Origin of the sequence: uncultured Maribacter sp. (assembly GCF_947500985.1) — a bacterium.
Taxonomy (GTDB): domain Bacteria; phylum Bacteroidota; class Bacteroidia; order Flavobacteriales; family Flavobacteriaceae; genus Maribacter.
The window spans coordinates 466,128-487,916 of the sequence record NZ_CANMTX010000003.1 but is presented as its reverse complement, the minus strand read 5'-3'; the positions used below and the strand labels follow the sequence as shown (position 1 = coordinate 487,916).

The 21,789-nt window shown below is 35.8% G+C and carries 33 protein-coding genes; 31 read left to right on the top strand and 2 right to left on the bottom strand.

Annotated elements, in window-relative coordinates; translation table 11 throughout:
• Window positions 1-322: 322 nt before the first annotated feature.
• On the bottom strand, window positions 323-1,648 hold the full coding sequence (locus Q0871_RS08655) for a SusD/RagB family nutrient-binding outer membrane lipoprotein (protein WP_299321120.1): 1,326 nt from the start codon (window positions 1,646-1,648) through the stop codon (window positions 323-325).
• A gap of 14 nt (window positions 1,649-1,662) precedes the next feature.
• Complete coding sequence (locus tag Q0871_RS08650; RefSeq protein WP_299321117.1) at window positions 1,663-4,842, bottom strand: SusC/RagA family TonB-linked outer membrane protein; 3,180 nt, start codon at window positions 4,840-4,842, stop codon at window positions 1,663-1,665.
• Window positions 4,843-5,242: 400 nt separating this feature from the next.
• Between Q0871_RS08650 and rpsL the strand changes: the two genes are divergently transcribed.
• The 31 genes from rpsL to Q0871_RS08495 all read left to right on the top strand — a co-directional run bounded on the left by rpsL (window position 5,243) and on the right by Q0871_RS08495 (window position 21,735).
• Complete coding sequence (gene rpsL / locus Q0871_RS08645; protein WP_027064832.1) at window positions 5,243-5,617, top strand: 30S ribosomal protein S12; 375 nt, start codon at window positions 5,243-5,245, stop codon at window positions 5,615-5,617.
• Window positions 5,618-5,640: 23 nt separating this feature from the next.
• The gene (rpsG, locus tag Q0871_RS08640; RefSeq protein ID WP_282049290.1) at window positions 5,641-6,117 is read left to right on the top strand and encodes a 30S ribosomal protein S7; all 477 of its coding nucleotides are present in this window, start codon (window positions 5,641-5,643) and stop codon (window positions 6,115-6,117) included.
• Between the two features lie 6 nt (window positions 6,118-6,123).
• A complete protein-coding gene (fusA, locus tag Q0871_RS08635) occupies window positions 6,124-8,256 on the top strand; it encodes an elongation factor G (protein ID WP_027064830.1) in 2,133 nt (710 codons plus the stop codon).
• A 9-nt stretch (window positions 8,257-8,265) separates the two neighbouring features.
• Window positions 8,266-8,571, top strand: coding sequence for a 30S ribosomal protein S10 (gene rpsJ, locus Q0871_RS08630; RefSeq protein ID WP_007094989.1), 306 nt, complete (start codon window positions 8,266-8,268; stop codon window positions 8,569-8,571).
• 144 nt (window positions 8,572-8,715) lie between these two features.
• On the top strand, window positions 8,716-9,333 hold the full coding sequence (rplC, locus tag Q0871_RS08625) for a 50S ribosomal protein L3 (protein ID WP_027064829.1): 618 nt from the start codon (window positions 8,716-8,718) through the stop codon (window positions 9,331-9,333).
• Window positions 9,334-9,338: 5 nt separating this feature from the next.
• Entirely contained in the window at window positions 9,339-9,971 is a 633-nt protein-coding gene (rplD, locus tag Q0871_RS08620) for a 50S ribosomal protein L4 (RefSeq protein WP_027064828.1), read from the top strand.
• A gap of 4 nt (window positions 9,972-9,975) precedes the next feature.
• A complete protein-coding gene (rplW, locus tag Q0871_RS08615; protein WP_027064827.1) occupies window positions 9,976-10,266 on the top strand; it encodes a 50S ribosomal protein L23 in 291 nt (96 codons plus the stop codon).
• Between the two features lie 9 nt (window positions 10,267-10,275).
• Window positions 10,276-11,100: a 50S ribosomal protein L2 gene (gene rplB, locus Q0871_RS08610; protein ID WP_027064826.1), complete on the top strand. Its 825-nt coding sequence runs from the start codon at window positions 10,276-10,278 to the stop codon at window positions 11,098-11,100.
• A 14-nt stretch (window positions 11,101-11,114) separates the two neighbouring features.
• Complete coding sequence (rpsS, locus tag Q0871_RS08605; protein ID WP_027064825.1) at window positions 11,115-11,393, top strand: 30S ribosomal protein S19; 279 nt, start codon at window positions 11,115-11,117, stop codon at window positions 11,391-11,393.
• A gap of 3 nt (window positions 11,394-11,396) precedes the next feature.
• Window positions 11,397-11,804 (top strand): 50S ribosomal protein L22, encoded by a 408-nt coding sequence (rplV, locus tag Q0871_RS08600; protein ID WP_027064824.1) that lies wholly within the window; start codon window positions 11,397-11,399, stop codon window positions 11,802-11,804.
• Between the two features lies 1 nt (window position 11,805).
• A complete protein-coding gene (rpsC, locus tag Q0871_RS08595; RefSeq protein WP_073242602.1) occupies window positions 11,806-12,522 on the top strand; it encodes a 30S ribosomal protein S3 in 717 nt (238 codons plus the stop codon).
• A gap of 19 nt (window positions 12,523-12,541) precedes the next feature.
• A complete protein-coding gene (gene rplP, locus Q0871_RS08590; RefSeq protein WP_073242604.1) occupies window positions 12,542-12,970 on the top strand; it encodes a 50S ribosomal protein L16 in 429 nt (142 codons plus the stop codon).
• A gap of 12 nt (window positions 12,971-12,982) precedes the next feature.
• Window positions 12,983-13,174: a 50S ribosomal protein L29 gene (rpmC, locus tag Q0871_RS08585; protein ID WP_036152146.1), complete on the top strand. Its 192-nt coding sequence runs from the start codon at window positions 12,983-12,985 to the stop codon at window positions 13,172-13,174.
• Between the two features lie 12 nt (window positions 13,175-13,186).
• Window positions 13,187-13,444: a 30S ribosomal protein S17 gene (gene rpsQ / locus Q0871_RS08580; protein ID WP_027064820.1), complete on the top strand. Its 258-nt coding sequence runs from the start codon at window positions 13,187-13,189 to the stop codon at window positions 13,442-13,444.
• 3 nt (window positions 13,445-13,447) lie between these two features.
• Complete coding sequence (rplN, locus tag Q0871_RS08575) at window positions 13,448-13,816, top strand: 50S ribosomal protein L14 (protein WP_027064819.1); 369 nt, start codon at window positions 13,448-13,450, stop codon at window positions 13,814-13,816.
• 13 nt (window positions 13,817-13,829) lie between these two features.
• Window positions 13,830-14,144 carry a 50S ribosomal protein L24 gene (gene rplX, locus Q0871_RS08570; RefSeq protein WP_073242606.1) on the top strand — a complete coding sequence of 105 codons (315 nt, stop codon included), beginning with the start codon at window positions 13,830-13,832 and terminating at the stop codon, window positions 14,142-14,144.
• Window positions 14,145-14,146: 2 nt separating this feature from the next.
• Window positions 14,147-14,698, top strand: a complete 552-nt coding sequence (gene rplE / locus Q0871_RS08565) for a 50S ribosomal protein L5 (RefSeq protein WP_036152150.1) — start codon at window positions 14,147-14,149, stop codon at window positions 14,696-14,698.
• 1 nt (window position 14,699) lies between these two features.
• Entirely contained in the window at window positions 14,700-14,969 is a 270-nt protein-coding gene (rpsN, locus tag Q0871_RS08560; RefSeq protein ID WP_027064816.1) for a 30S ribosomal protein S14, read from the top strand.
• Window positions 14,970-15,035: 66 nt separating this feature from the next.
• Complete coding sequence (gene rpsH / locus Q0871_RS08555; RefSeq protein WP_299321077.1) at window positions 15,036-15,434, top strand: 30S ribosomal protein S8; 399 nt, start codon at window positions 15,036-15,038, stop codon at window positions 15,432-15,434.
• Between the two features lie 19 nt (window positions 15,435-15,453).
• Complete coding sequence (rplF, locus tag Q0871_RS08550; protein WP_299321075.1) at window positions 15,454-15,996, top strand: 50S ribosomal protein L6; 543 nt, start codon at window positions 15,454-15,456, stop codon at window positions 15,994-15,996.
• Between the two features lie 11 nt (window positions 15,997-16,007).
• Window positions 16,008-16,364 carry a 50S ribosomal protein L18 gene (gene rplR, locus Q0871_RS08545; RefSeq protein WP_073242612.1) on the top strand — a complete coding sequence of 119 codons (357 nt, stop codon included), beginning with the start codon at window positions 16,008-16,010 and terminating at the stop codon, window positions 16,362-16,364.
• Between the two features lie 9 nt (window positions 16,365-16,373).
• Window positions 16,374-16,898 carry a 30S ribosomal protein S5 gene (gene rpsE, locus Q0871_RS08540; RefSeq protein ID WP_058103817.1) on the top strand — a complete coding sequence of 175 codons (525 nt, stop codon included), beginning with the start codon at window positions 16,374-16,376 and terminating at the stop codon, window positions 16,896-16,898.
• A 10-nt stretch (window positions 16,899-16,908) separates the two neighbouring features.
• On the top strand, window positions 16,909-17,088 hold the full coding sequence (gene rpmD, locus Q0871_RS08535; protein ID WP_027064811.1) for a 50S ribosomal protein L30: 180 nt from the start codon (window positions 16,909-16,911) through the stop codon (window positions 17,086-17,088).
• A gap of 12 nt (window positions 17,089-17,100) precedes the next feature.
• On the top strand, window positions 17,101-17,553 hold the full coding sequence (gene rplO, locus Q0871_RS08530; RefSeq protein WP_299321067.1) for a 50S ribosomal protein L15: 453 nt from the start codon (window positions 17,101-17,103) through the stop codon (window positions 17,551-17,553).
• Between the two features lie 14 nt (window positions 17,554-17,567).
• Window positions 17,568-18,911 (top strand): preprotein translocase subunit SecY, encoded by a 1,344-nt coding sequence (gene secY / locus Q0871_RS08525; RefSeq protein ID WP_073242618.1) that lies wholly within the window; start codon window positions 17,568-17,570, stop codon window positions 18,909-18,911.
• Between the two features lie 3 nt (window positions 18,912-18,914).
• A complete protein-coding gene (gene infA / locus Q0871_RS08520; protein WP_013305172.1) occupies window positions 18,915-19,130 on the top strand; it encodes a translation initiation factor IF-1 in 216 nt (71 codons plus the stop codon).
• An 8-nt stretch (window positions 19,131-19,138) separates the two neighbouring features.
• Complete coding sequence (gene ykgO, locus Q0871_RS08515; RefSeq protein WP_013305171.1) at window positions 19,139-19,255, top strand: type B 50S ribosomal protein L36; 117 nt, start codon at window positions 19,139-19,141, stop codon at window positions 19,253-19,255.
• A gap of 2 nt (window positions 19,256-19,257) precedes the next feature.
• Window positions 19,258-19,632 (top strand): 30S ribosomal protein S13, encoded by a 375-nt coding sequence (gene rpsM, locus Q0871_RS08510; protein ID WP_073242620.1) that lies wholly within the window; start codon window positions 19,258-19,260, stop codon window positions 19,630-19,632.
• Between the two features lie 9 nt (window positions 19,633-19,641).
• Window positions 19,642-20,034 carry a 30S ribosomal protein S11 gene (gene rpsK, locus Q0871_RS08505; protein WP_027064807.1) on the top strand — a complete coding sequence of 131 codons (393 nt, stop codon included), beginning with the start codon at window positions 19,642-19,644 and terminating at the stop codon, window positions 20,032-20,034.
• A gap of 85 nt (window positions 20,035-20,119) precedes the next feature.
• Window positions 20,120-20,725 carry a 30S ribosomal protein S4 gene (rpsD, locus tag Q0871_RS08500; protein WP_073242622.1) on the top strand — a complete coding sequence of 202 codons (606 nt, stop codon included), beginning with the start codon at window positions 20,120-20,122 and terminating at the stop codon, window positions 20,723-20,725.
• Window positions 20,726-20,742: 17 nt separating this feature from the next.
• Window positions 20,743-21,735 carry a DNA-directed RNA polymerase subunit alpha gene (locus Q0871_RS08495; protein WP_073242624.1) on the top strand — a complete coding sequence of 331 codons (993 nt, stop codon included), beginning with the start codon at window positions 20,743-20,745 and terminating at the stop codon, window positions 21,733-21,735.
• Window positions 21,736-21,789 lie beyond the last annotated feature (54 nt).

Genomic DNA, 21,789 nt, shown 5'->3' with positions numbered 1-21,789 from the left:
CTTCACAATAATGTGTTAATAATGCAAGATAAATTTAATAAAATTTTAAGAAGTTGTGATAAAATCAGAAGTTACAGATAAAACATGGTTCTAATCTAAAGTTATATAATTCAGCAGCTATATTTTTGAGATATTCATAATAATTCAGAAAAACTTGTAAATACCTGCGTTTTATTCAGATCGAAAATTGTATGAGCCTTAACATGTCCTTTAAAAATATTTTGAGGATTTTAACAGGGTGTTTTATGTAGAAAAAATGTAATTAAAATAAAAGCCTGTAAATTTCTTTACAGGCTTTTTAATGTTTTGTATAAGCATATTATTAATTAGTATCCCAATCTACTTTTTCAAATAAAGTTACAGATGGAACATTCGGATTAAGATCCAATTCTGTTTGTGGGTATAAAAATCTTGTTGGTATTGCAGAACCACTAACAGGTGTTAAAGATGGTAAACCAGTTCTTCTCCAATCACTATAACATTCTGGGTTAGCGTATAGCGCTATCCATTTTTGAGTTATAACATCTTCTAAAGTAAGCGTTGCAGGTGATACTTCTACTTGTGCAATATATGTAGCATATTCGGCATCTAGACTTAAGCTAGAAAACGAACTTTCAATACCGGTAAAGTATGCTTCGCTAATATCAGCTTGAGAACCACCAGTTGCCAAAAGACATTCTGCCTTTGCAAACATTAATTCTGTAAATGTTGCCATATCTACCGCTTGATCTATAGTGAAAAATTCATGCTCATCATATTCAATTAAGAATGTATCCTCATCATTACCATCGTATATATCTCTTCTAGGGTCTGCTAAGCCATCCATAACATCTCCTAAGGTAGAATTAAAACCAACATCACCTCTATCACGGTTAAATTGATACCATGGAGATGCTGTTGCTGCTCCTGTTCCAAAAGCGAATTTAAAATCATCCGCGCTAGAGTCAAAAGCATTTTCAATAGATGTTAATGCTGCACTATAATTAGAGGCACTTACTAAGCCTTCGTGTAAATATGCTTTAGCTTCAATAGCATGAGCTGCTTTAATCCATAAGGAGGTATCTCCAAAGTAAATAAGATCTCCTGATAGGGCTAAACCACCATCTGACGCAGCAAGGTTTGATCTTGCAATAGACAATAAGGAATGAACCTCTGCATATATAGATGCTTGCGAATCATAAACTGGTTGTAAGTTCTCTACTCCTGCAAAAGCTTCAGTATATGGTATGTCATTCCAATAATCGGTCATGACCATTAAAGAAAAGGCCTTTAAAACTTGCGCAGAACCTACATAATGGTTGTAACCATCTTCTGTGGATTGCTCTATTATAATATTAGCATTTTGTATAACATCTACATAAAAATCCGACCAATCTCCACTTCTGTCAGAGGCTACAGTCGTATAACTGTTAAATCCTGCCCATTGACGGTCCAGACCTTCAACTTGTTGTACCCACATACTAGATACCCGAGAGAAATTAGCATTGTAGTTATAAGCGAGTGAAAGCTGTACTGTTGGCAATATAGCTGCCGATGAAACTGCTGTTGGGTCATTAGGGTTTTCGTTTGTTCCTTCTAGAAACGGATCACAAGACATTGTAATGCCTAATAACGATAAAAATAATCCTTTGTATAATATATTTTTCATGATTACTTTATTTTTTAGAATGTTAAATTAATACCTAAACCGTAAGATTTAGTCCCTGGATTGTTGAAGTAGTCCACTCCTTGTGCGTTACTTCCAGCTCCAGTTAAACTTGTTTCTGGATCTACACCTGTATAAGGGGTTTCCAACCAAAGATTGTTTCCTGTAAAAGTTAAACTAACATTATCAAAGAAATCACTATTAATAGCGCTTGTTAGGTCGTAAGATAAATTTAGTGTTCTTAAACGTAACCAAGATGTGCTTTGAACAAAAGCCTCATCTACACTACCGAAACCACTTAGGCCACTACTTGCATAGTAATATTCGTCTAATGTTGCAACAATGTCATTGGCGGAACCATCAGATTGCTTAACACCTTCTATTACTAAAGTTTCTCCACGATTTTCTGTAATTTTTGAACGTCCAAAGAAGCTAAGTGCCCAATCTGTACCATTCCACATTTCTCCACCTTGCTTCCATTCTAATAAGAAGTTTAGTGATAGGTTTTTGTATGTAAATGTGTTGTTGAATCCAAAAGTGAAATCTGGTGTTGGATCTCCTATAACTCTAAGTTCAGGGTCAGCAATTTGTAATCCGTAATTACCAGATGTTGGGTCATCATCGATAACGATATTACCAGCATCATCTCTTAAGAAAGAACCGCCATATATTTGACCAAAACGCTCTCCAGGAATATTATAAGCTACAAAACCTCCTAAAAACTGACTTTCAACACCGTCTGCTAATGAATTCACTATGGTTTCACTTTTGTCAAAGTTGATACCTAGGTTGTATTTAAAGTTTGCGCCATCTACTATTTTAGCATTCAAAGTAACTTCAAATCCAGTTGTTTCTAATTCACCTGAATTCAAGAAACTTGAATCATAACCCGTAGATTTTGCAATTGGAACAGCTAATATTTGGTCTTTTGCAAGTCTATGGTAATAAGCAGCATCGAATGTAAGTCTATTTTTAAATAGTCTTAAATCTAAACCTAGTTCCTCAGATGTTACTGTAGATGGTTTTAATGTATTATTTCCTAAATCATCGTTAATTTGGAAACCAGCAGTTCCGTTGAAAGGAAAAGTAATTCCGGTAGACCATCCATCTCCTATATCTGCAGTTTCATATGCTGTAGATGTAGCATAAGATGATGGAGCGCCAGCTCCTACTTGTGCCCAAGAAGCTCTTAGTTTACCAAAAGATAAGAAATCATTTGTTCCGGTTAATTCACTGAATACAAAACCTAAACTTGCTGATGGGTAAAATAAAGAGACACTTTTAAGGGAAAAATTTTCAGGATCTTCTAATGTCGAAAGATAATCTTGTCTTCCTGTAACTGTTAAATATAACATTCTCTTATAACCAAAGTCTAATTGACCATAAAAACCAACATTTTTTGTTTTGAATACATCATAGTCACTTTGAACAGTAGCAGCATTGGTTATATTGTTAAATCCTTTAATTCCTAGGTCAGAACCTTCAACATAAGTTACTTTTTGTTCTTCAGAATAGATGTTGGTTCCTAGTAAATAGCCAAAATTTAAATCTTCTGAAATATCTACGTTACCATTAAAGTTAAAGTAGTTATCCGTATGACGATACGCATAATTATCTAAAATAAGAGCTCCAGCTGTATTGGTTCTTGATCCAATATCAAAAAACTGTACCCTATCATCAGCATAAGTATCAATACCTACGTTACCAGAAAAATTTATCCAATCTGCAATTGTGTAATTAATGCCTACACTTCCAACAAATCTGTTTACCTCATCAGTGTATGGGGCATTATTAATAACCCAGTATGGGTTATCGTAACCACCACCACCACGATAATTTCTTTGTGAACCATCTTCAAATTCATAAGAAGATACTTCATTTTGTGCATTCGCGAATCCATTACTATTGTCAAATGATATAGGTGTTCTTAATAAACCCAACATTAACCCAGAAGTATTACTGCCTTGTTGTATTCTGTATGAACTAGAATTGGTATACGTACCGGACATGTTAATAGAAAACTTGTCATTGACTTTTGCAGATCCTGAGAAATTCAACGTGTTTCTATCAAAATCATTTTTTGGGACAATACCTTGTTCTGAAGTTTTTCCATAAGCTAAACGAAATGTTGTATTGTCTCCACCACCAGATATTGAGAATGAGTTTTCTGTTGTTATTCCTGTTTGGAAAACTTCAAATACATCATAAGGTGTGAAAGGAGTAAGGTTTCCTGTCGTGTTTCCTTCAACTATTCTACCATTATTGTCATATGCGTAATCAGAACCATCCCAGAATAAATTAGCTTTGTCTGGTCCCCAACTTCCCGAAGTTCCAGTTTCAGGTCCGGCCCATACTCCTCCGCTACCTTGAACAAAAGTGTTCTGAAGTTCAGGAAATTTATTTGCTTTGGAAAAGGTAAGATTTGATCTTACATTTACTTTTAATTTTCCAGGAGCTCCTTTTTTAGTTGTAATTACGATAACTCCGTTACCACCATCAACACCATAAAGCGCTGCTGCTGCACCACCTTTTAAAACATTGATAGTTTCAATATCAGCAGGGTTAATGTCCATTCCTCTGTTAGATCCTGCTACACCAGCAGTTCTACCTTCTGAATTGTTCTGCGAATTGTTCATTCTAACGCCATCAACAATCATTAATGCTTGGTTGTCCCCAGAAAGAGATGTTTGCCCCCTAATTACGATCCTTGTACCTGCTCCAGCAGAACCTGATGCGCTTGTAATCTTGACGCCTGCTGCTTGACCGGCTAGTGCGGATAAAGCATCATTTGCATTTGATTTACTAATGGTTTCAGAACTAACAGCTTGTACGGAATAACCAACAGCTCTTGTTTCTTTTTTAACCCCTAATGCGGTTACTACAACCTCATCTAACGTCTCTGCACTTTCGTCCATTTGAATGCTTATGGATGAACTTGTTCCGATTACTTTACTGGCAGTTTTTTGCCCTATGTAAGTAAATAGTAGAGTTTGACCAGTTGCGCCACGTATAGAGTAGTTTCCGTCAAAATCAGTTTGTGTTCCATTAGTTGTTCCTTGTACAATTATGTTTACCCCAGGTAGTGGTAGTCCATTTTGGTCTGATACTGTGCCGGTGATCTCTTTTTGCTGTGCAAAAGAAATATGCACGACTAGCACCAGTATTAGTGTTAACAATCGATTTAGTTTTGTTTTCATATTTAAATTATTTGAGTTAGTTCGTGGTGAAATTCTTAATAATATGTTAACAAGGCTAAGGTATTTTAATAAAATTTTAAGAATATGTTAAGAATTGTGATATTGAAGATTACGCAAGGTTTTTATTAATACTTGAACAATTATGTGCATATATTTTTTTTATATTCATAATAATTAGAAAATTCTATTAAAACCTTGCGTTTTAATAGAATAGATAAATAAATGTGCTTGGTGATTATGACAACTCTACTTGTTAAAATTTGATAAGTGATAATTCGGGGTAGGAAATGAGTTATTAGAAAAAAAATAAAAATAAGTGCATAAGGGTTTGAATTATAATGAAATATTACTACATTTGCCGACCCTTAAAGTAGGGGTAATTTTTATATATCATTATAGTATGCCAACAATATCACAATTAGTACGAATAGGAAGAGAGACGATTACTAAGAAGAGTAAATCGGCTGCTTTGGATTCGTGTCCTCAAAGAAGGGGTGTTTGTACACGTGTTTATACTACCACGCCAAAGAAACCAAATTCAGCTATGAGAAAAGTAGCAAGGGTAAGGTTAACGAACGGTAAGGAAGTGAACGCTTACATTCCAGGAGAGGGTCACAATCTTCAAGAGCACTCGATAGTATTAGTAAGAGGCGGAAGAGTTAAAGATTTACCAGGAGTAAGGTATCATATTGTACGTGGTGCATTGGACACAGCAGGTGTGGCCGGTAGAACACAACGTAGATCTAAATATGGTGCGAAACGTCCTAAAAATTAATTAAACTTGTTTAAAAGGAAGTAATGAGAAAAAAACAGGCAAAGAAAAGACCACTTTTACCAGATCCAAGATTTAATGATCAGTTGGTGACACGTTTCGTTAATATGATGATGTGGGATGGTAAAAAATCAGTAGCTTTTGGTGTTTTTTACGATGCAATAGATATCGTAGATGCTAAAAAAACTGATGAAGAAAAAACAGCTTTAGAGCTTTGGAAGGATGCATTGAGTAATGTTATGCCTCATGTTGAAGTTAGAAGTAGAAGAGTTGGTGGTGCAACATTTCAAATTCCAATGCAGATCAGACCGGACAGAAAAATATCAACAGCTATGAAGTGGTTGATTAGTTATGCAAGAAAGCGTAATGAGAAAGGGATGGCTCAAAAATTGGCTGGAGAAATTTTAGCAGCAGCAAAAGAAGAAGGAGCAGCTGTTAAGAAAAGAGTCGATACGCACAAGATGGCTGAGGCTAACAAAGCATTTTCGCACTTTAGATTCTAAATAGAAATGGCAAGAGATTTAAAATTTACAAGAAATATAGGTATTGCTGCGCACATTGATGCTGGTAAAACTACGACAACAGAGCGTATTCTTTTTTATACGGGTGTTAGTCATAAAATAGGTGAAGTTCATGATGGTGCTGCTACTATGGACTGGATGGAGCAAGAGCAGGAAAGAGGTATTACTATTACTTCTGCTGCTACTACTTGTACTTGGAAGTTTCCTTTAGAGAATGCAAAGGAGCTTGATAATACTAAGGATTATCACTTTAATATAATAGATACACCGGGGCACGTTGATTTTACTGTAGAGGTAAACAGATCATTACGTGTTTTGGATGGTTTGGTTTTCTTGTTTAGTGCTGTTGATGGTGTTGAGCCTCAATCAGAAACTAACTGGAGATTGGCTGATAACTATAAGGTTCCAAGAATTGGTTTTGTGAACAAGATGGACCGTCAAGGTTCTAACTTCCTTATGGTTTGTAAGCAAGTTAAAGAAATGTTGGGTTCTAATGCAGTTCCAATTGTACTTCCTATCGGTGACGAAGCTGATTTTAGAGGTATAGTTGATTTAGCTAAGAACAGAGCAATTACATGGCACGAAGAAGGTTTTGGTGCTACTTTTGACGTAATTGACATTCCTGAGGACATGAAAGCCGAAGTTAAGGAGTATAGAGCTGCCTTAATTGAAGCTGTTGCAGAATATGATGAGGAGTTGATGGAGAAATTCTTCGAAGATGAAGACTCTATCACAGAAGATGAAGTGCATGCTGCTTTAAGAGCTGCTGTTATGGATCGTGCAATCATTCCAATGATTTGTGGTTCTTCATTTAAGAATAAGGGTGTTCAGTTTTTATTGGATGCTGTATGTAGATATTTACCTTCGCCTGTAGATAAAGAGGCGATTGAGGGAACTAACCCTGATACGGGTGAGGTTGAAAAACGTAAGCCTAGTGTAAAAGAGCCTTTTGCGGCTTTGGCTTTTAAAATTGCTACTGATCCTTTTGTTGGAAGATTGGCATTTTTCAGAACTTACTCTGGTCGTTTAGATGCTGGTTCTTATATATTGAATAACCGTTCAGGTAAAAAGGAACGTATTTCACGTATTTATCAAATGCACTCTAATAAACAAAATGCTATTGATTATATCGAAGCGGGCGATATTGGTGCGGCTGTAGGTTTCAAGGATATCAAGACTGGTGACACCATGTCTGATGAAAAGCATCCAATTGTATTGGAGAGCATGGATTTCCCTGAGCCAGTTATTGGTATTGCTGTTGAGCCTAAAACTAAGGCAGACGTTGATAAGTTAGGTATGGCTTTGGCTAAATTAGCTGAAGAGGATCCAACTTTCCAGGTGAAAACTGATGAAGCTTCAGGGCAAACAATTATATCTGGTATGGGTGAGCTTCACTTAGATATTATTGTTGACCGTTTAAGAAGAGAGTTCAAGGTTGAAGTAAACCAAGGTGAACCACAAGTAGAATACAAAGAAGCTTTAACTAAAACGGCATCTCACAGAGAAACTTATAAAAAGCAATCTGGTGGTCGTGGTAAATTTGGTGATATTGTATTTGAGATGGGTCCTGCTGATGAGGATTTCAAAGGAGAAGGTCTTCAGTTTGTTGATGAGATTAAAGGTGGTCGTATACCAAAGGAATTCATTCCATCTGTAGAAAAAGGTTTCAATGTTGCTATGCAAAACGGACCGTTGGCTGGGTATGAAATGGATACAATGAAAGTTGTACTTAAGGATGGATCTTTCCACGCTGTGGATTCTGATGCACTTTCGTTCGAATTAGCTGCAAAAATGGGGTATAAAGCTGCTGGTAAAGCTGCTGGTGCCGTTATCATGGAGCCGATTATGAAATTGGAAGTTATCACCCCAGAAGAAAACATGGGTGATATCGTGGGAGATTTAAATAGACGTAGAGGTACTATTGGTGATATGAGTGATAGAGCTGGTGCCAAAGTTGTTAAAGGTACTGTTCCATTATCTGAAATGTTCGGATATGTAACATCTCTTAGAACTTTATCTTCAGGACGTGCTACTTCAACAATGGAATTTTCACACTATGCAGAAACTCCTTCTAATATTTCAGAGGAAGTTATTAAGGCAGCAAAAGGTATAACAGCATAAATTTAGGACATGAGTCAGAAAATTAGAATAAAACTAAAATCTTACGATCACAATTTAGTGGATAAATCTGCTGAAAAGATTGTAAAAACGGTAAAGACTACCGGTGCTGTTGTAACAGGACCAATTCCTTTACCTACGCATAAAAAGATATTTACAGTTTTGCGTTCACCTCACGTGAATAAAAAATCAAGAGAGCAGTTCCAATTAAGTTCTTATAAGAGATTATTGGATATCTATAGCTCTTCATCTAAAACTATTGATGCACTTATGAAGCTAGAGCTTCCAAGTGGTGTAGAAGTAGAGATTAAGGTGTAATTAATTGTTTAGCTCATTTATGGGCTAGACTACATGTCCTAAGCTGCGTGCGAGGGAAAAACGGAAAAAATAATTTAGGGTTAAATTATTTTGACCCTATTTTTTTGTATAGAATTTAATAAGTAATAATTAATATAAATAAGTATGTCTGGGTTAATAGGAAAGAAAGTAGGCATGACCAGTATTTTTGACGAGAATGGAAAGAACATTCCATGTACCGTTATACAAGCTGGACCATGTGTAGTTACCCAAGTCAGAACCGAAGAGGTCGACGGGTATAGTGCCCTTCAACTTGGTTTCGATGACAAGGCAGAAACTCGTGCTAATAAGGCTGAATTAGGCCATTTTAAAAAAGCAGGTGCTTCTCCTAAGAAAAAGGTCGTTGAGTTCCAAGATTTTGAAGGTGATTTTAAATTAGGTGACACCGTAGGTGTAGATGTTTTTACTGAAGGTCAATTCGTAGATGTTATTGGTACATCTAAGGGTAAAGGTTTTCAAGGTGTTGTTAAACGTCACGGTTTTGCAGGGGTTGGTCAAGCAACTCACGGTCAGCATAACAGACTTAGAGCTCCTGGTTCTATTGGTGCTGCATCATATCCAGCAAGAGTATTCAAGGGTATGAAGATGGCTGGTAGAATGGGTACTGATCGTGTAACGGTTCAGAACCTTAGGGTTTTAAAAGTAGTTCCAGAGAAGAATCTTTTAGTAGTAAAAGGTTGTGTTCCGGGCCATAAGAATGCTTATGTAACTATACAAAGGTAGATGTAATGAAAATAGCAGTTTTAGATATTAAAGGAAAAGACACAGGTAGAAAGGCAAACCTTTCTGATGATGTTTTCGCTATAGAGCCTAATGATCACGCAGTTTACTTAGATGTTAAGCAATATTTAGCTCATCAAAGACAAGGAACGCACAAAGCTAAAGAAAGAGCTGAGATCGCTGGTAGTACTAGAAAGATTAAAAAACAAAAAGGTACGGGTACTGCAAGAGCAGGTAGTATTAAATCGCCAATCTTTAGAGGTGGTGGTAGAATATTTGGACCTAGACCTAAGGATTATACTCAGAAGTTAAATAAAAACTTGAAGCGTTTGGCAAGAAAATCTGCATTGTCTTTGAAGACAAAAGAAAATGCAATTTTAGTAGTTGAAGACTTCGATTTTGATACTCCAAAAACTAAAGATTTTATCGAAGTTTTGAAGACATTAGGTCTTGAAAATAAAAAGTCTTTAATAGTGTTGGGTGATTCAAATAAAGGTGTATATTTGTCTTCGCGTAATTTTAAAGGCTCAGAAGTTATAACTAACTCAGAATTAAGTACTTACAAAATTCTTCATGCTAATAGTGTGGTATTGTTAGAGAGCTCTTTAGAGGGGATTGAATCGAATTTAAATAAACAATAATATCATGAGTGTGTTAATAAAACCAATTATAACGGAGAAAATGACTGCTGATAGCGAGTTGAATAACCGTTATGGGTTCGTAGTTAACCCTAAGGCTAATAAGTTGCAGATTAAAGATGCAGTTGAAGCTACTTATGGTGTTTCTGTGAAGAAGGTTCGTACAATGAATTACGGTCCATCAAGAAAATCCAGATATACAAAAACTGGTGTACAACATGGTAAAACAAATGCTATTAAAAAAGCAATTGTTGATGTAGTAGAAGGTGATATTATCGATTTTTACAGTAATCTATAAAGACAAGAAATGTCAGTTAGAAAATTAAAACCAATCACTCCAGGACAGCGTTTTAGAGTAGTAAATGGATTTGACGCCATTACTGCTGATAAGCCGGAGAAAAGCTTGCTTGCTCCGTTAAAAAAGTCGGGAGGTAGAAACAGTCAAGGAAAGATGACCATACGCCAAAAAGGTGGAGGTCATAAAAGAAGGTATCGTGTAATAGATTTTAAGAGAGATAAGCAAGATGTGCTTGCTACTGTTAAGTCTATTGAATACGATCCAAATAGAACTGCATTTATTGCTCTTTTGGAATATGCGGATGGCGAAAAGCGTTATGTTGTAGCTCAAAACGGATTGCAGGTTGATCAACAGATTTCATCTGGATTAACTGTTGCTCCTGAGATAGGGAACGCAATGCCTTTGAGTGAAATTCCTCTAGGAACTATAATTTCATGTATTGAGTTAAGACCTGGTCAAGGTGCTATTATGGCGCGTAGCGCAGGTACTTTTGCTCAACTTATGGCAAAGGACGGTAAGTTTGTTACTGTTAAGATGCCATCTGGTGAAACAAGATTAATTCTTTCAGGTTGTATGGCTACTATTGGTGCTATATCTAACTCTGATCATCAATTACTTGTATCAGGTAAAGCTGGTAGAAGTAGATGGTTGGGTAGAAGACCAAGAACTAGACCGGTAGCTATGAACCCTGTCGATCACCCAATGGGTGGTGGTGAAGGTAGAGCTTCAGGTGGTCATCCAAGATCGAGAAATGGAATTCCTGCTAAAGGATTCAGAACTCGTTCTAAGACCAAGAGCACCAACAAGTATATAATAGAACGTAGAAAGAAATAAAAAAGTAGAAAGAAATGGCACGTTCACTAAAAAAAGGACCTTACGTTCACTATAGTTTGGAGAAGAAAATCCAACAAAGTGTTTCATCCGGAAAAAAAGCAGTAATCAAAACTTGGTCTAGAGCCTCTATGATTACACCTGATTTTGTAGGAATGACGATAGCGGTTCACAACGGAAAACAATTTGTACCTGTTTTTGTAACAGAAAACATGGTAGGACATAAACTTGGGGAATTTTCACCAACTAGATCTTTTAGAGGTCATGCAGGTGCGAAAAACAAAGGAAAAAAGTAAGCTATGGGAGTTCGTAAAAAACAGATGGCCGAAAGAATAAAGGCTGAGAAGAAGAAGGTAGCTTTCGCTAAGTTGAATAACTGTCCTACTTCACCTAGAAAGATGCGTTTGGTTGCTGATTTAATTCGTGGTGTAAAGGTAGAGCAAGCTTTAGCTATTTTAAGGTTCAATCCTAAAGAAGCTTCTAGAAAGTTGGAGAAATTATTGCTTTCAGCTTTGGCTAATTGGCAGGCAAAAAATGAAGAGGCAAGTGTAGAAGATGCTGATTTAATTGTAGCTGAGATTAGAGTAGATAGTGGTGCAATGCTTAAGAGATTGCGTCCTGCTCCACAAGGTAGAGCACATAGAATTAGAAAACGTTCAAACCATGTAACTTTGGTATTGGGGTCAAAAAATATAACAGAAAACTAGGATGGGACAGAAAACAAATCCAATAGGAAATCGTCTAGGAATCATTAGAGGTTGGGAATCTAACTGGTATGGTGGTAACGATTACGGAGATAAATTGGCCGAGGATGATAAAATACGTAAGTATATTCATGCGAGACTTTCTAAAGCTAGTGTTTCAAGAGTTATTATAGAACGTACTCTAAAATTAATCACTGTAACGGTAACAACTGCTAGACCTGGTATTATTATAGGTAAAGGTGGTCAGGAAGTTGATAAGTTGAAAGAGGAGTTGAAAAAAATCACCAATAAGGAGGTTCAAATCAACATTTTTGAAATAAAACGACCTGAGCTTGATGCTAATTTGGTAGCAGCAAGTGTAGCTCGTCAAATTGAAAGTAGAATTTCTTTTAGAAGAGCAATTAAAATGGCAATCGCTGCAGCAATGCGAATGAATGCCGAAGGAATAAAGATTCAAATATCTGGTAGATTGAATGGAGCTGAAATGGCACGTTCGGAATCTTATAAAGATGGTAGAATTCCATTATCGACCTTTAGAGCAGATATTGATTATGCTTTGCATGAAGCTCAAACTACATATGGTAAACTTGGTATTAAAGTTTGGATTATGAAAGGTGAGGTATATGGTAAAAGAGATTTATCTCCATTAGTAGGAATGCAAAAAGATTCTTCTAAAGGTGGTAAGCAAGAAGGTGGAAGAAAACAACGTCGTAGAAAGTAATTTTTAAAGAACTAAAGTAATGTTACAACCGAAAAGAACAAAGTTCCGTAAGATGCAGAAAGGCCGTATGAAAGGTCTTGCTGGAAGAGGACACCAACTTTCAAATGGTATGTTCGGTATAAAGAATGTTGATGATGCTGCATTTTTGACTTCACGCCAGATAGAAGCTGCTCGTATTGCTGCTACTAGATTTATGAAGAGAGAAGGTCAATTGTGGATTAAAATATTTCCAGACAAACCGATTACCAAAAAACCATTAGAAGTACGTATGGGTAAAGGTAAGGGTGCGCCAGAATATTTCGTTGCCGTAGTTAAACCAGGTAGAATTATGTTCGAAGTTGCAGGAGTTCCTTTGGAAGTAGCAAAAGAAGCTTTAAGATTAGCGGCTCAGAAACTTCCTGTTAAGACAAAATTCATTGTAGCTCGTGATTACGAGGCTGTAAATTAAACGTAAGGAATAATGAAAAAACAAGAGATTAAAGAAATGTCTGTGGAAGGACTTACGGAGAAATTGGCCGAGTACAAGAAGCAGCATGCAGATTTGAAAATGGCACATTTTGTAACTCCGTTAGAAAATCCGCTTCAGATTAGAAAAGTAAGGAGAACGGTAGCAAGATTAGCTACTGAATTAACTAATAGGGAGAACCAATAACTGGTGGGCTTTATGGAGAAAAGAAATTTAAGAAAAGAGAGAGTAGGAGTTGTCACTAGTAATAAAATGGAGAAATCTATTGTTATTGCGGAAGTGAAAAGAGTTAAACATCCTATGTACGGTAAATTCGTTTTGAAGACAAAGAAATATGTTGCACACGACGAAAAGAACGATTGTAACATTGGTGATACTGTAAAGATCATGGAGACAAGACCTATGAGTAAAACCAAATGTTGGAGATTAGTAGAAATCTTAGAAAGAGCTAAATAAGTTATGTTACAGCAAGAATCTAGACTAAAAGTAGCGGATAACACAGGAGCAAAGGAAGTTTTAACTATCCGTGTTCTTGGTGGTACCAAAAGAAGATATGCTTCAATAGGTGACAAAATAGTTGTTACTGTTAAAGAAGCTACTCCAAACGGAGGTATCAAAAAAGGTGCGGTTTCAACTGCTGTTGTAGTTCGTACAAAGAAAGAGGTTAGAAGACCTGATGGATCTTATATAAGATTTGATGATAACGCTTGTGTGTTATTGAATCCTGCCGGAGAAATGAGAGGTACTCGTGTTTTTGGACCTGTAGCAAGAGAGCTTAGGGATAAGCAGTTCATGAAGATTGTATCATTGGCCCCAGAGGTATTATAATATAACGGACAAGATGAAAAAGTTAAAAATCAAAACAGGAGATACGGTAAGAATTACTGCAGGTGACCATAAAGGTACTGAAGGTAAAGTTATGCGTGTAAATCTTGAGAAAAATAAAGCCATCGTTGAAGGTGCCAATATGGTATCTAAACATGAGAAGCCTAGTGCTAAGAATCCTCAAGGTGGTATTGTAAAAAAAGAAGCTTTAATCCATATTTCTAATCTAGCATTGATCGACAGTAAATCTGGAGATGTAACAAGAGTAGGTTACGAAATGAAGGATGGTAAAAAAGTTAGGGTTTCCAAAAAATCCAATGAAGTAATTTAGTTATGGCATACGTTGCAAGATTAAAGAAAGAGTATAAGGAGCGAATAGTAGCTGCCCTTACCGAAGAGTTTGGTTACAGTAATGTAATGCAGGTTCCTAAGTTAGAGAAGATAGTAATGAGTAGAGGTGTAGGAGCTGCTGTTGCTGACAAGAAACTTATTGACCATGCAATAGATGAAATGACTATGATAACGGGTCAGAAAGCTGTTGCTACGATGTCTAAGAAAGATGTTGCTGCCTTTAAGTTAAGAAAAGGTATGCCAATTGGTGCTAAAGTTACCTTAAGAGGTGAGCGTATGTACGAATTTTTAGACCGTTTGGTTACTTCTGCATTACCGCGAGTTAGAGATTTTCAAGGTATTAAAGCTACAGGTTTTGATGGACGTGGAAATTATAACCTTGGTGTAACAGAGCAAATTATTTTTCCTGAAGTTAATATTGATAAAATCAATAGAATTAACGGTATGGATATTACATTTGTAACTTCTGCAGATACAGATAAGGAAGCAAAATCATTATTAACAGAATTAGGTTTACCTTTTAAAAAGAATTAGTATGGCTAAGGAATCAATGAAAGCCCGTGAGAGAAAAAGGGAAAGAACTGTAGCAGTTTATGCTGAAAAACGTAAAGCTTTGAAAGAAGCTGGCGATTATGAAGCGTTACAAAGACTACCTAAAAATGCTTCTCCGGTACGTTTACATAACAGATGTAAATTAACTGGAAGACCTAAAGGTTACATGAGAACTTTTGGTATTTCAAGGGTAAAATTCAGAGAGATGGCTAACGCCGGTTTAATACCAGGTGTTAAGAAAGCTAGCTGGTAAGAAAAGAATTATTAATGGATTCAGGTTTAGTTTAAGTGCTGAAAACCGTTTCCGAATTATATACATATGGTAACAGATACTATTGCAGATTACCTAACGAGAGTTAGAAACGCAAGTAGAGCGGGACATAGGGTTGTTGAAATACCTGCGTCGAATCTAAAAAAAGAGATTACTAAAATATTATTCGATCAAGGATATATTTTAAGCTACAAGTTCGAAGAGAGCAAAGTTCAAGGATCTATTAAAATAGCCTTGAAGTATGACAAGATTACAAAAGAACCTGTTATCAAGAAAATACAGCGTATAAGTAAGCCTGGTCTTAGAAAATATGCAGGAAATGAAGATTTACCTCGTGTATTGAATGGTTTAGGTGTTGCTATTGTTTCTACATCTCATGGAGTAATGACAAGCAAGCAGGCAAAGGCAGAAAAAGTTGGTGGTGAAGTTTTGTGCTACGTTTATTAATTGATTAAAGATTTAGAAAATGTCTAGAATAGGTAATAATCCAGTCGCAATTCCTGAAGGAGTTACAGTTGAAATCAACGACAATATCATTTCTGTTAAAGGGAAGTTAGGTGAGTTGACTCAAGAGTTCTCAGGTGTATCGGTTAAAGTAGAAGACGGACAGGCTTTCGTAACAAGGCCATCTGATTCTAAGGAGCATAAAGCAAAGCACGGTTTGTACAGATCACTTATCACTAATATGGTTGAGGGTGTATCAAAAGGATGGACCAAAGAATTAGAATTAGTTGGTGTAGGGTACAGAGCTAGTAATCAAGGACAAAAACTTGATTTAGCTTTAGGTTTTTCTCACAATATTGTATTTAACATTGCCGCCGAGGTAAAAGTTGAGACAGTTTCAGAAAAAGGTAAGAACCCTATCGTAAAGCTAACTTCTCATGACAAACAATTAGTTGGTCATATTGCAGCAAAAATTAGATCTTTCCGTAGTCCGGAGCCGTACAAAGGGAAAGGAATTAAGTTTGTAGGTGAAATATTAAGAAGAAAAGCTGGTAAATCAGCTTAATAAAGGATATTATGGGATTATCAAAAACACAAAGAAAATTAAGAATCCGACGTAGAATACGTAAGGTTTCTTCTGGAACTGCAGTTAAGCCAAGGTTGTCTGTATTTAGAAGTAACAGCGAAATTTACGCTCAAGTTATAGACGACGTTAAAGGAGTCACTTTAGTATCCGCTTCTTCAAGAGATAAGGATATCGCGAAAGCAAAAGGAAATAAAACCGAGATTGCTGCTTTGGTTGGTAAAACAATCGCTGAAAAATCTGTAAAAGCTGGCTTAGATAAAGTCGCTTTTGATAGAGGAGGTAATTTGTATCATGGAAGAGTAAAATCTTTAGCTGATGGTGCAAGAGAAGCAGGACTAAAATTCTAATATACTAGTATGTTCCAAAAATATAAAAACGTAGAAACTGTTAAGCCAGGTGGTTTAGACTTAAAAGATAAATTAGTTGGTATTCAACGTGTAACCAAGGTAACAAAAGGTGGTAGAGCATTCGGTTTTTCTGCAATTGTTGTTGTAGGTGATGAGAATGGTGTTGTAGGTCACGGTTTAGGTAAATCTAAAGAAGTTGCTACTGCAATCGCAAAAGCAATCGAAGATGGTAAAAAGAACTTAGTTCGTATTCCTTTAAACAAAGGAACTTTACCTCACGAGCAAAAAGGTAAATTTGGTGGTGCAAGGGTTTATATACAGCCTGCATCTCATGGTACCGGAGTAATTGCTGGTGGTGCTGTAAGATCAGTATTAGAATCTGTTGGTGTACATGATGTATTATCAAAATCTCAAGGATCTTCAAATCCACATAATGTTGTAAAAGCTACATTCGATGCTTTATTACAACTTAGAGATGCAAAAACTATTGCTACACAAAGAGGTGTTTCTTTAGAAAAAGTATTTAAAGGTTAAGAGGAAAATTATGGCAAAGATTAAAGTTACACAAGTAAAAAGTGGAATTAAGAAACCTCAAAATCAAAAAAGAACTTTAGAGGCTCTTGGTTTAAAAAGAATTGGTCAGGTTGTAGAACATGATGATACACCTAACATTCTTGGAATGATAAATAAAGTTAAACATTTAGTTTCCACTGAGGAGGCTTAAATTTAGAATAAAATGGGTTTAAATAATCTACAGCCTGCAGAAGGTTCGGTAAATAGAGACGGAAAACGCCTTGGAAGAGGTCAGGGTTCTGGAAAAGGCGGAACAGCTGCAAGAGGTCATAAAGGAGCAAAGTCAAGATCTGGTTATTCTAAGAAAATTGGTTTCGAAGGTGGTCAAATGCCATTGCAACGTCGTGTACCTAAGTTTGGTTTTACGAACATTAATCGTAAAAACTACCAAGGTATCAATTTAGAGAAATTACAAGAGCTTGTTGATAATAAGGTTTTAACTAATGAAGTTACTTTAGATCTTTTGATCGAGAATGGTTTAGTTGGTAAAAATGATTTAGTGAAAATTTTAGGAAATGGAGAGTTAAAAGCTTCTCTTAAAATTTCAGTACATAAATTTACAGCAACTGCTAAAGCGGCTATTGAAACAGCAGGTGGTGAAGCAATAAGTTTGTAAGCATAAACGAGAGCATGAAGAATTTTATTGATACAATATCCAATATTTGGAAGATAGAAGAGCTAAGAAATAGAATTCTTATTACATTAGGTCTTTTGTTGGTTTATCGTTTTGGTTGTCAAATCGTACTTCCAGGTATAGATTCAACACAATTAGGTGGTTTAACGGATAGTACTGATCAAGGTATTTTTGGTCTTTTAAATGCATTTACAGGAGGAGCGTTCGCTAATGCTTCTGTTTTTGCGTTAGGTATTATGCCTTATATCTCTGCGTCTATTGTAGTTCAGTTGATGGGTATTGCAATTCCTTATCTTCAAAAATTACAAAAAGAGGGTGAAAGTGGTCGTAAGACTATAAATCAAATTACTAGATGGTTAACCATCGGTATTTGTATTGTTCAAGCTCCTGCATACCTATATGGTTTAGAAGCTTTTGGTGTTAGAGATAGTGCTTTCTTATTAGGTAAAGGTTTAGACTTTATGGTGCCTGCAGTTATCATATTGGTAACAGGTACTGTATTTGCAATGTGGTTGGGTGAAAAAATTACTGATAAAGGTATTGGTAATGGTATTTCCCTTTTGATTATGATTGGTATAATCGCTACCATGCCTCAGTCTTTTGTGCAAGAATTTATATCAAGAACTACTGATAATAATGGTGGACTAATGTTCATTTTAATTGAAGTAATAGTTTGGTTCTTGGTTATTTTGGCTTGTATCCTTTTAGTTATGGCTACAAGACAGATTCCTGTTCAATACGCTAGAAGAACAGCTTCTGGCGGATATGAGAAGAATATCATGGGTTCTAGACAATATATCCCTTTAAAGTTGAATGCATCTGGAGTAATGCCAATTATCTTTGCGCAAGCAATTATGTTTGTACCGGGTATGATAGGTGGTGCTTTTGATGATACCGCATTCGGGCAATGGATGCAAGTGCAATTCAGTGATATTTTTGGATGGGCATATAATTTACTATTCGCAATATTGATTATAATCTTTACATATTTCTATACTGCAATAACGGTTCCTACCAATAAGATGGCAGATGACCTTAAAAGAAGTGGTGGTTTTATCCCTGGTATTCGTCCAGGAAAAGAAACTGGAGATTATTTAGATAAGATTATGTCTTTAATAACGTTACCTGGATCTATTTTCTTAGCTTTGCTGGCTATTTTACCGGCAATAGTGGTAAAGTTGATGGATGTTCAAGCTGGATGGGCTTTATTTTACGGCGGCACCTCACTTTTAATTATGGTTGGTGTAGCAATAGATACAGTACAACAGGTTAATTCATATTTGTTGAATAGACATTATGATGGCTTAATGAAAACGGGTAAAAATAGAAAAGTAGCATAATTTATGGCTAAGCAGGCAGCAATAGAACAGGATGGATCTATCATCGAAGCATTATCTAATGCAATGTTTCGAGTAGAATTGGAGAATGGACATGTGGTAACAGCGCATATATCAGGTAAGATGCGTATGCACTATATTAAACTATTACCTGGAGATAAGGTTAAATTAGAGATGAGTCCCTATGACCTTACTAAAGCAAGAATTACATATAGATACTAAGATACAAGATGAAAGTAAGAGCATCAGTTAAGAAGAGAAGTGCCGACTGCAAGATTGTTCGCAGAAAAGGCAGGTTGTACGTAATCAACAAAAAGAATCCTAGATTTAAACAAAGACAAGGGTAATTATGGCAAGAATCGCAGGTATAGATATACCAAAACAAAAGAGAGGCGTAATCGCCTTAACCTATATTTTCGGAATCGGAAGAAGTAGGTCACAAGAAATATTGAGTAAAGCCCAAGTTAGCGAAGATACTAAGGTTTCTGATTGGAATGATGATGAAATAGGTCGTATCAGGGAAGCTGCTTCTGAGTTTGTAATTGAAGGTGAATTACGTTCAGAAACTCAGTTGAACATTAAGCGTTTAATGGATATAGGCTGTTATAGAGGTATTCGTCATAGGTCAGGTTTGCCTTTAAGAGGTCAACGTACTAAGAACAACTCTAGAACTAGAAAAGGAAAGCGTAAAACAGTTGCTAACAAGAAGAAAGCAACTAAATAATAATTAGGTATGGCAAAGGCAAGTACTAAAGTTACCAAGAAACGTAAAGTTATAGTTGATTCTGTTGGTGAGGCGCACATAAGTGCATCTTTCAACAACATCATTATCTCTTTGACAAATAAAAAAGGAGATGTTATTTCTTGGTCATCTGCCGGTAAATTAGGTTTTAGAGGGTCTAAGAAAAATACACCTTATGCTGCACAAGTTGCTGCAGAAGATTGTTCTAAAGTTGCTCACGAGGCAGGTTTAAGAAAGGTTAAGGTTTATGTAAAAGGTCCAGGTAACGGAAGAGAATCTGCAATCAGATCTTTACATAATGCTGGTATCGAAGTAACAGAGATAATCGATGTTACTCCAATGCCTCATAACGGATGTAGACCTCCTAAAAGAAGAAGAGTTTAATTAATATTATATTTCACCGAAAGTGTAGTTACGATTATCGAAGGATAAGCCTTAATTCATAATCTCACTTTCAAATTAAAAGAAAATGGCAAGATATACAGGACCAAAGTCAAAAATCGCCCGTAAATTTGGCGAAGCAATTTTCGGAGATGACAAATCTTTCGAGAAAAAGAATTACCCTCCAGGACAACACGGTAATAACAGAAGAAGAGGTAAGAAATCTGAGTACTCTGTTCAATTAATGGAGAAGCAAAAAGCTAAATATACTTACGGTATTTTAGAGAAGCAATTTAGAAACTTATTCCAAACTGCGAAAAGAAAAGAAGGTGTTGCTGGTGAAATTTTACTTCAATTATGTGAGTCTCGTTTAGATAACGTGGTTTATAGAATGGGTATTTCTCCAACTAGAAGTGGAGCAAGACAATTAGTATCTCACAGACACATTACGGTAAATGGGGAGTTGGTAAACATACCTTCTTATTCATTGAAAGCAGGAGATGTTGTTGGTGTTAGAGAGAAATCTAAATCATTACAAAGTATTCAAGATTCATTAGCTGCTAGTAGTGCAGTTTATGAGTGGATTTCTTGGAACAGTGAGAAGAAGGAAGGTACTTATGTTACAATTCCTGAAAGATTGCAGATTCCAGAAAATATCAAAGAACAATTAATCGTGGAGTTATACTCTAAATAAACAATACCTATCCAATTATGGCATTATTTAATTTTCAGAAACCCGATAAAGTAATAATGATCGATTCCTCTGATTTCGAAGGGAAGTTCGAATTTCGCCCTTTGGAACCTGGTTATGGATTAACTGTTGGGAATGCATTAAGACGAGTATTGTTGTCTTCTTTAGAAGGTCATGCAATAACTTCGGTTAGGATTGATAAAGTAGAACATGAATTTTCTACTATACCTGGCGTTGTTGAAGATGTAACAGAGATTATATTAAACTTGAAACAAGTTCGTTTCAAAAAGCAAATAGAAGATTCTGAAGCTGAAGTTGTTTCAATTTCAGTAAGTGGTAAGAATCAATTAACTGCTGGTGATTTTCAAAAGTTTATTTCTGGATACCAAGTGTTAAATCCAGATTTAGTTATTTGTAATATGGATGCTAAAGTTAGTATCAATATGGAAATATCTATTGAGAAAGGCAGAGGTTATGTTCCTGCAGAGGAAAATAAGAAATCTGGTGCACCATTAGGTACTATAGCGGTCGATTCTATTTTTACACCTATTAAGAATGTAAAATATAGTATTGAAAACTTTCGTGTAGAGCAAAAAACTGATTATGAGAAATTAGTTTTTGAAATATCTTCGGATGGTTCAATTCATCCTAAAGATGCTTTAACTGAAGCAGCAAAAGTTCTTATTCATCACTTTATGTTATTCTCTGATGAGCGTATTACATTAGAAGCTGACGAAATTGCTCAGACAGAGACTTATGATGAGGAGTCTTTACACATGAGACAATTATTGAAAACTAAATTAGTTGATATGGACCTTTCTGTTCGTGCACTAAACTGTTTGAAAGCTGCTGAAGTTGATACTTTAGGAGATTTAGTTTCTTTTAATAAGAATGACTTAATGAAGTTTAGAAACTTCGGTAAAAAATCTTTAACAGAGCTTGAAGAACTTGTTATTAACAAGGGATTAAGTTTTGGAATGGATTTATCAAAATACAAATTAGATAAAGATTAAATAATCATATTTTGCTCCTCGTTCTATCGAGTTTGGTAGCAAGATGATAAAATT

Excerpts from the sequence above, each read along its gene's own strand:
- ykgO (WP_013305171.1), top strand. The coding sequence starts at position 19,139 with ATGAAAGTAAGAGCATCAGTTAAGAAGAGAAGTGCCGACTGCAAGATT.
- rplP (WP_073242604.1), top strand. The coding sequence starts at position 12,542 with ATGTTACAACCGAAAAGAACAAAGTTCCGTAAGATGCAGAAAGGCCGT.
- fusA (WP_027064830.1), top strand. The coding sequence starts at position 6,124 with ATGGCAAGAGATTTAAAATTTACAAGAAATATAGGTATTGCTGCGCAC.
- rplB (WP_027064826.1), top strand. The coding sequence starts at position 10,276 with ATGTCAGTTAGAAAATTAAAACCAATCACTCCAGGACAGCGTTTTAGA.
- rplV (WP_027064824.1), top strand. The coding sequence starts at position 11,397 with ATGGGAGTTCGTAAAAAACAGATGGCCGAAAGAATAAAGGCTGAGAAG.
- rplX (WP_073242606.1), top strand. The coding sequence starts at position 13,830 with ATGAAAAAGTTAAAAATCAAAACAGGAGATACGGTAAGAATTACTGCA.
- rplC (WP_027064829.1), top strand. The coding sequence starts at position 8,716 with ATGTCTGGGTTAATAGGAAAGAAAGTAGGCATGACCAGTATTTTTGAC.
- rplF (WP_299321075.1), top strand. The coding sequence starts at position 15,454 with ATGTCTAGAATAGGTAATAATCCAGTCGCAATTCCTGAAGGAGTTACA.
- rplO (WP_299321067.1), top strand. The coding sequence starts at position 17,101 with ATGGGTTTAAATAATCTACAGCCTGCAGAAGGTTCGGTAAATAGAGAC.
- rpsG (WP_282049290.1), top strand. The coding sequence starts at position 5,641 with ATGAGAAAAAAACAGGCAAAGAAAAGACCACTTTTACCAGATCCAAGA.
- rpsM (WP_073242620.1), top strand. The coding sequence starts at position 19,258 with ATGGCAAGAATCGCAGGTATAGATATACCAAAACAAAAGAGAGGCGTA.
- rpsC (WP_073242602.1), top strand. The coding sequence starts at position 11,806 with ATGGGACAGAAAACAAATCCAATAGGAAATCGTCTAGGAATCATTAGA.
- rpsD (WP_073242622.1), top strand. The coding sequence starts at position 20,120 with ATGGCAAGATATACAGGACCAAAGTCAAAAATCGCCCGTAAATTTGGC.
- Q0871_RS08495 (WP_073242624.1), top strand. The coding sequence starts at position 20,743 with ATGGCATTATTTAATTTTCAGAAACCCGATAAAGTAATAATGATCGAT.
- rplN (WP_027064819.1), top strand. The coding sequence starts at position 13,448 with ATGTTACAGCAAGAATCTAGACTAAAAGTAGCGGATAACACAGGAGCA.
- rpsE (WP_058103817.1), top strand. The coding sequence starts at position 16,374 with ATGTTCCAAAAATATAAAAACGTAGAAACTGTTAAGCCAGGTGGTTTA.
- rpsJ (WP_007094989.1), top strand. The coding sequence starts at position 8,266 with ATGAGTCAGAAAATTAGAATAAAACTAAAATCTTACGATCACAATTTA.
- Q0871_RS08655 (WP_299321120.1), bottom strand. The coding sequence starts at position 1,648 with ATGAAAAATATATTATACAAAGGATTATTTTTATCGTTATTAGGCATT.
- rpsQ (WP_027064820.1), top strand. The coding sequence starts at position 13,187 with ATGGAGAAAAGAAATTTAAGAAAAGAGAGAGTAGGAGTTGTCACTAGT.
- rplD (WP_027064828.1), top strand. The coding sequence starts at position 9,339 with ATGAAAATAGCAGTTTTAGATATTAAAGGAAAAGACACAGGTAGAAAG.
- rpmD (WP_027064811.1), top strand. The coding sequence starts at position 16,909 with ATGGCAAAGATTAAAGTTACACAAGTAAAAAGTGGAATTAAGAAACCT.
- secY (WP_073242618.1), top strand. The coding sequence starts at position 17,568 with ATGAAGAATTTTATTGATACAATATCCAATATTTGGAAGATAGAAGAG.
- infA (WP_013305172.1), top strand. The coding sequence starts at position 18,915 with ATGGCTAAGCAGGCAGCAATAGAACAGGATGGATCTATCATCGAAGCA.
- rpsH (WP_299321077.1), top strand. The coding sequence starts at position 15,036 with ATGGTAACAGATACTATTGCAGATTACCTAACGAGAGTTAGAAACGCA.
- rpsK (WP_027064807.1), top strand. The coding sequence starts at position 19,642 with ATGGCAAAGGCAAGTACTAAAGTTACCAAGAAACGTAAAGTTATAGTT.
- rplE (WP_036152150.1), top strand. The coding sequence starts at position 14,147 with ATGGCATACGTTGCAAGATTAAAGAAAGAGTATAAGGAGCGAATAGTA.
- rpsS (WP_027064825.1), top strand. The coding sequence starts at position 11,115 with ATGGCACGTTCACTAAAAAAAGGACCTTACGTTCACTATAGTTTGGAG.
- rplR (WP_073242612.1), top strand. The coding sequence starts at position 16,008 with ATGGGATTATCAAAAACACAAAGAAAATTAAGAATCCGACGTAGAATA.
- rpsL (WP_027064832.1), top strand. The coding sequence starts at position 5,243 with ATGCCAACAATATCACAATTAGTACGAATAGGAAGAGAGACGATTACT.
- rpsN (WP_027064816.1), top strand. The coding sequence starts at position 14,700 with ATGGCTAAGGAATCAATGAAAGCCCGTGAGAGAAAAAGGGAAAGAACT.
- rpmC (WP_036152146.1), top strand. The coding sequence starts at position 12,983 with ATGAAAAAACAAGAGATTAAAGAAATGTCTGTGGAAGGACTTACGGAG.
- Q0871_RS08650 (WP_299321117.1), bottom strand. The coding sequence starts at position 4,842 with ATGAAAACAAAACTAAATCGATTGTTAACACTAATACTGGTGCTAGTC.
- rplW (WP_027064827.1), top strand. The coding sequence starts at position 9,976 with ATGAGTGTGTTAATAAAACCAATTATAACGGAGAAAATGACTGCTGAT.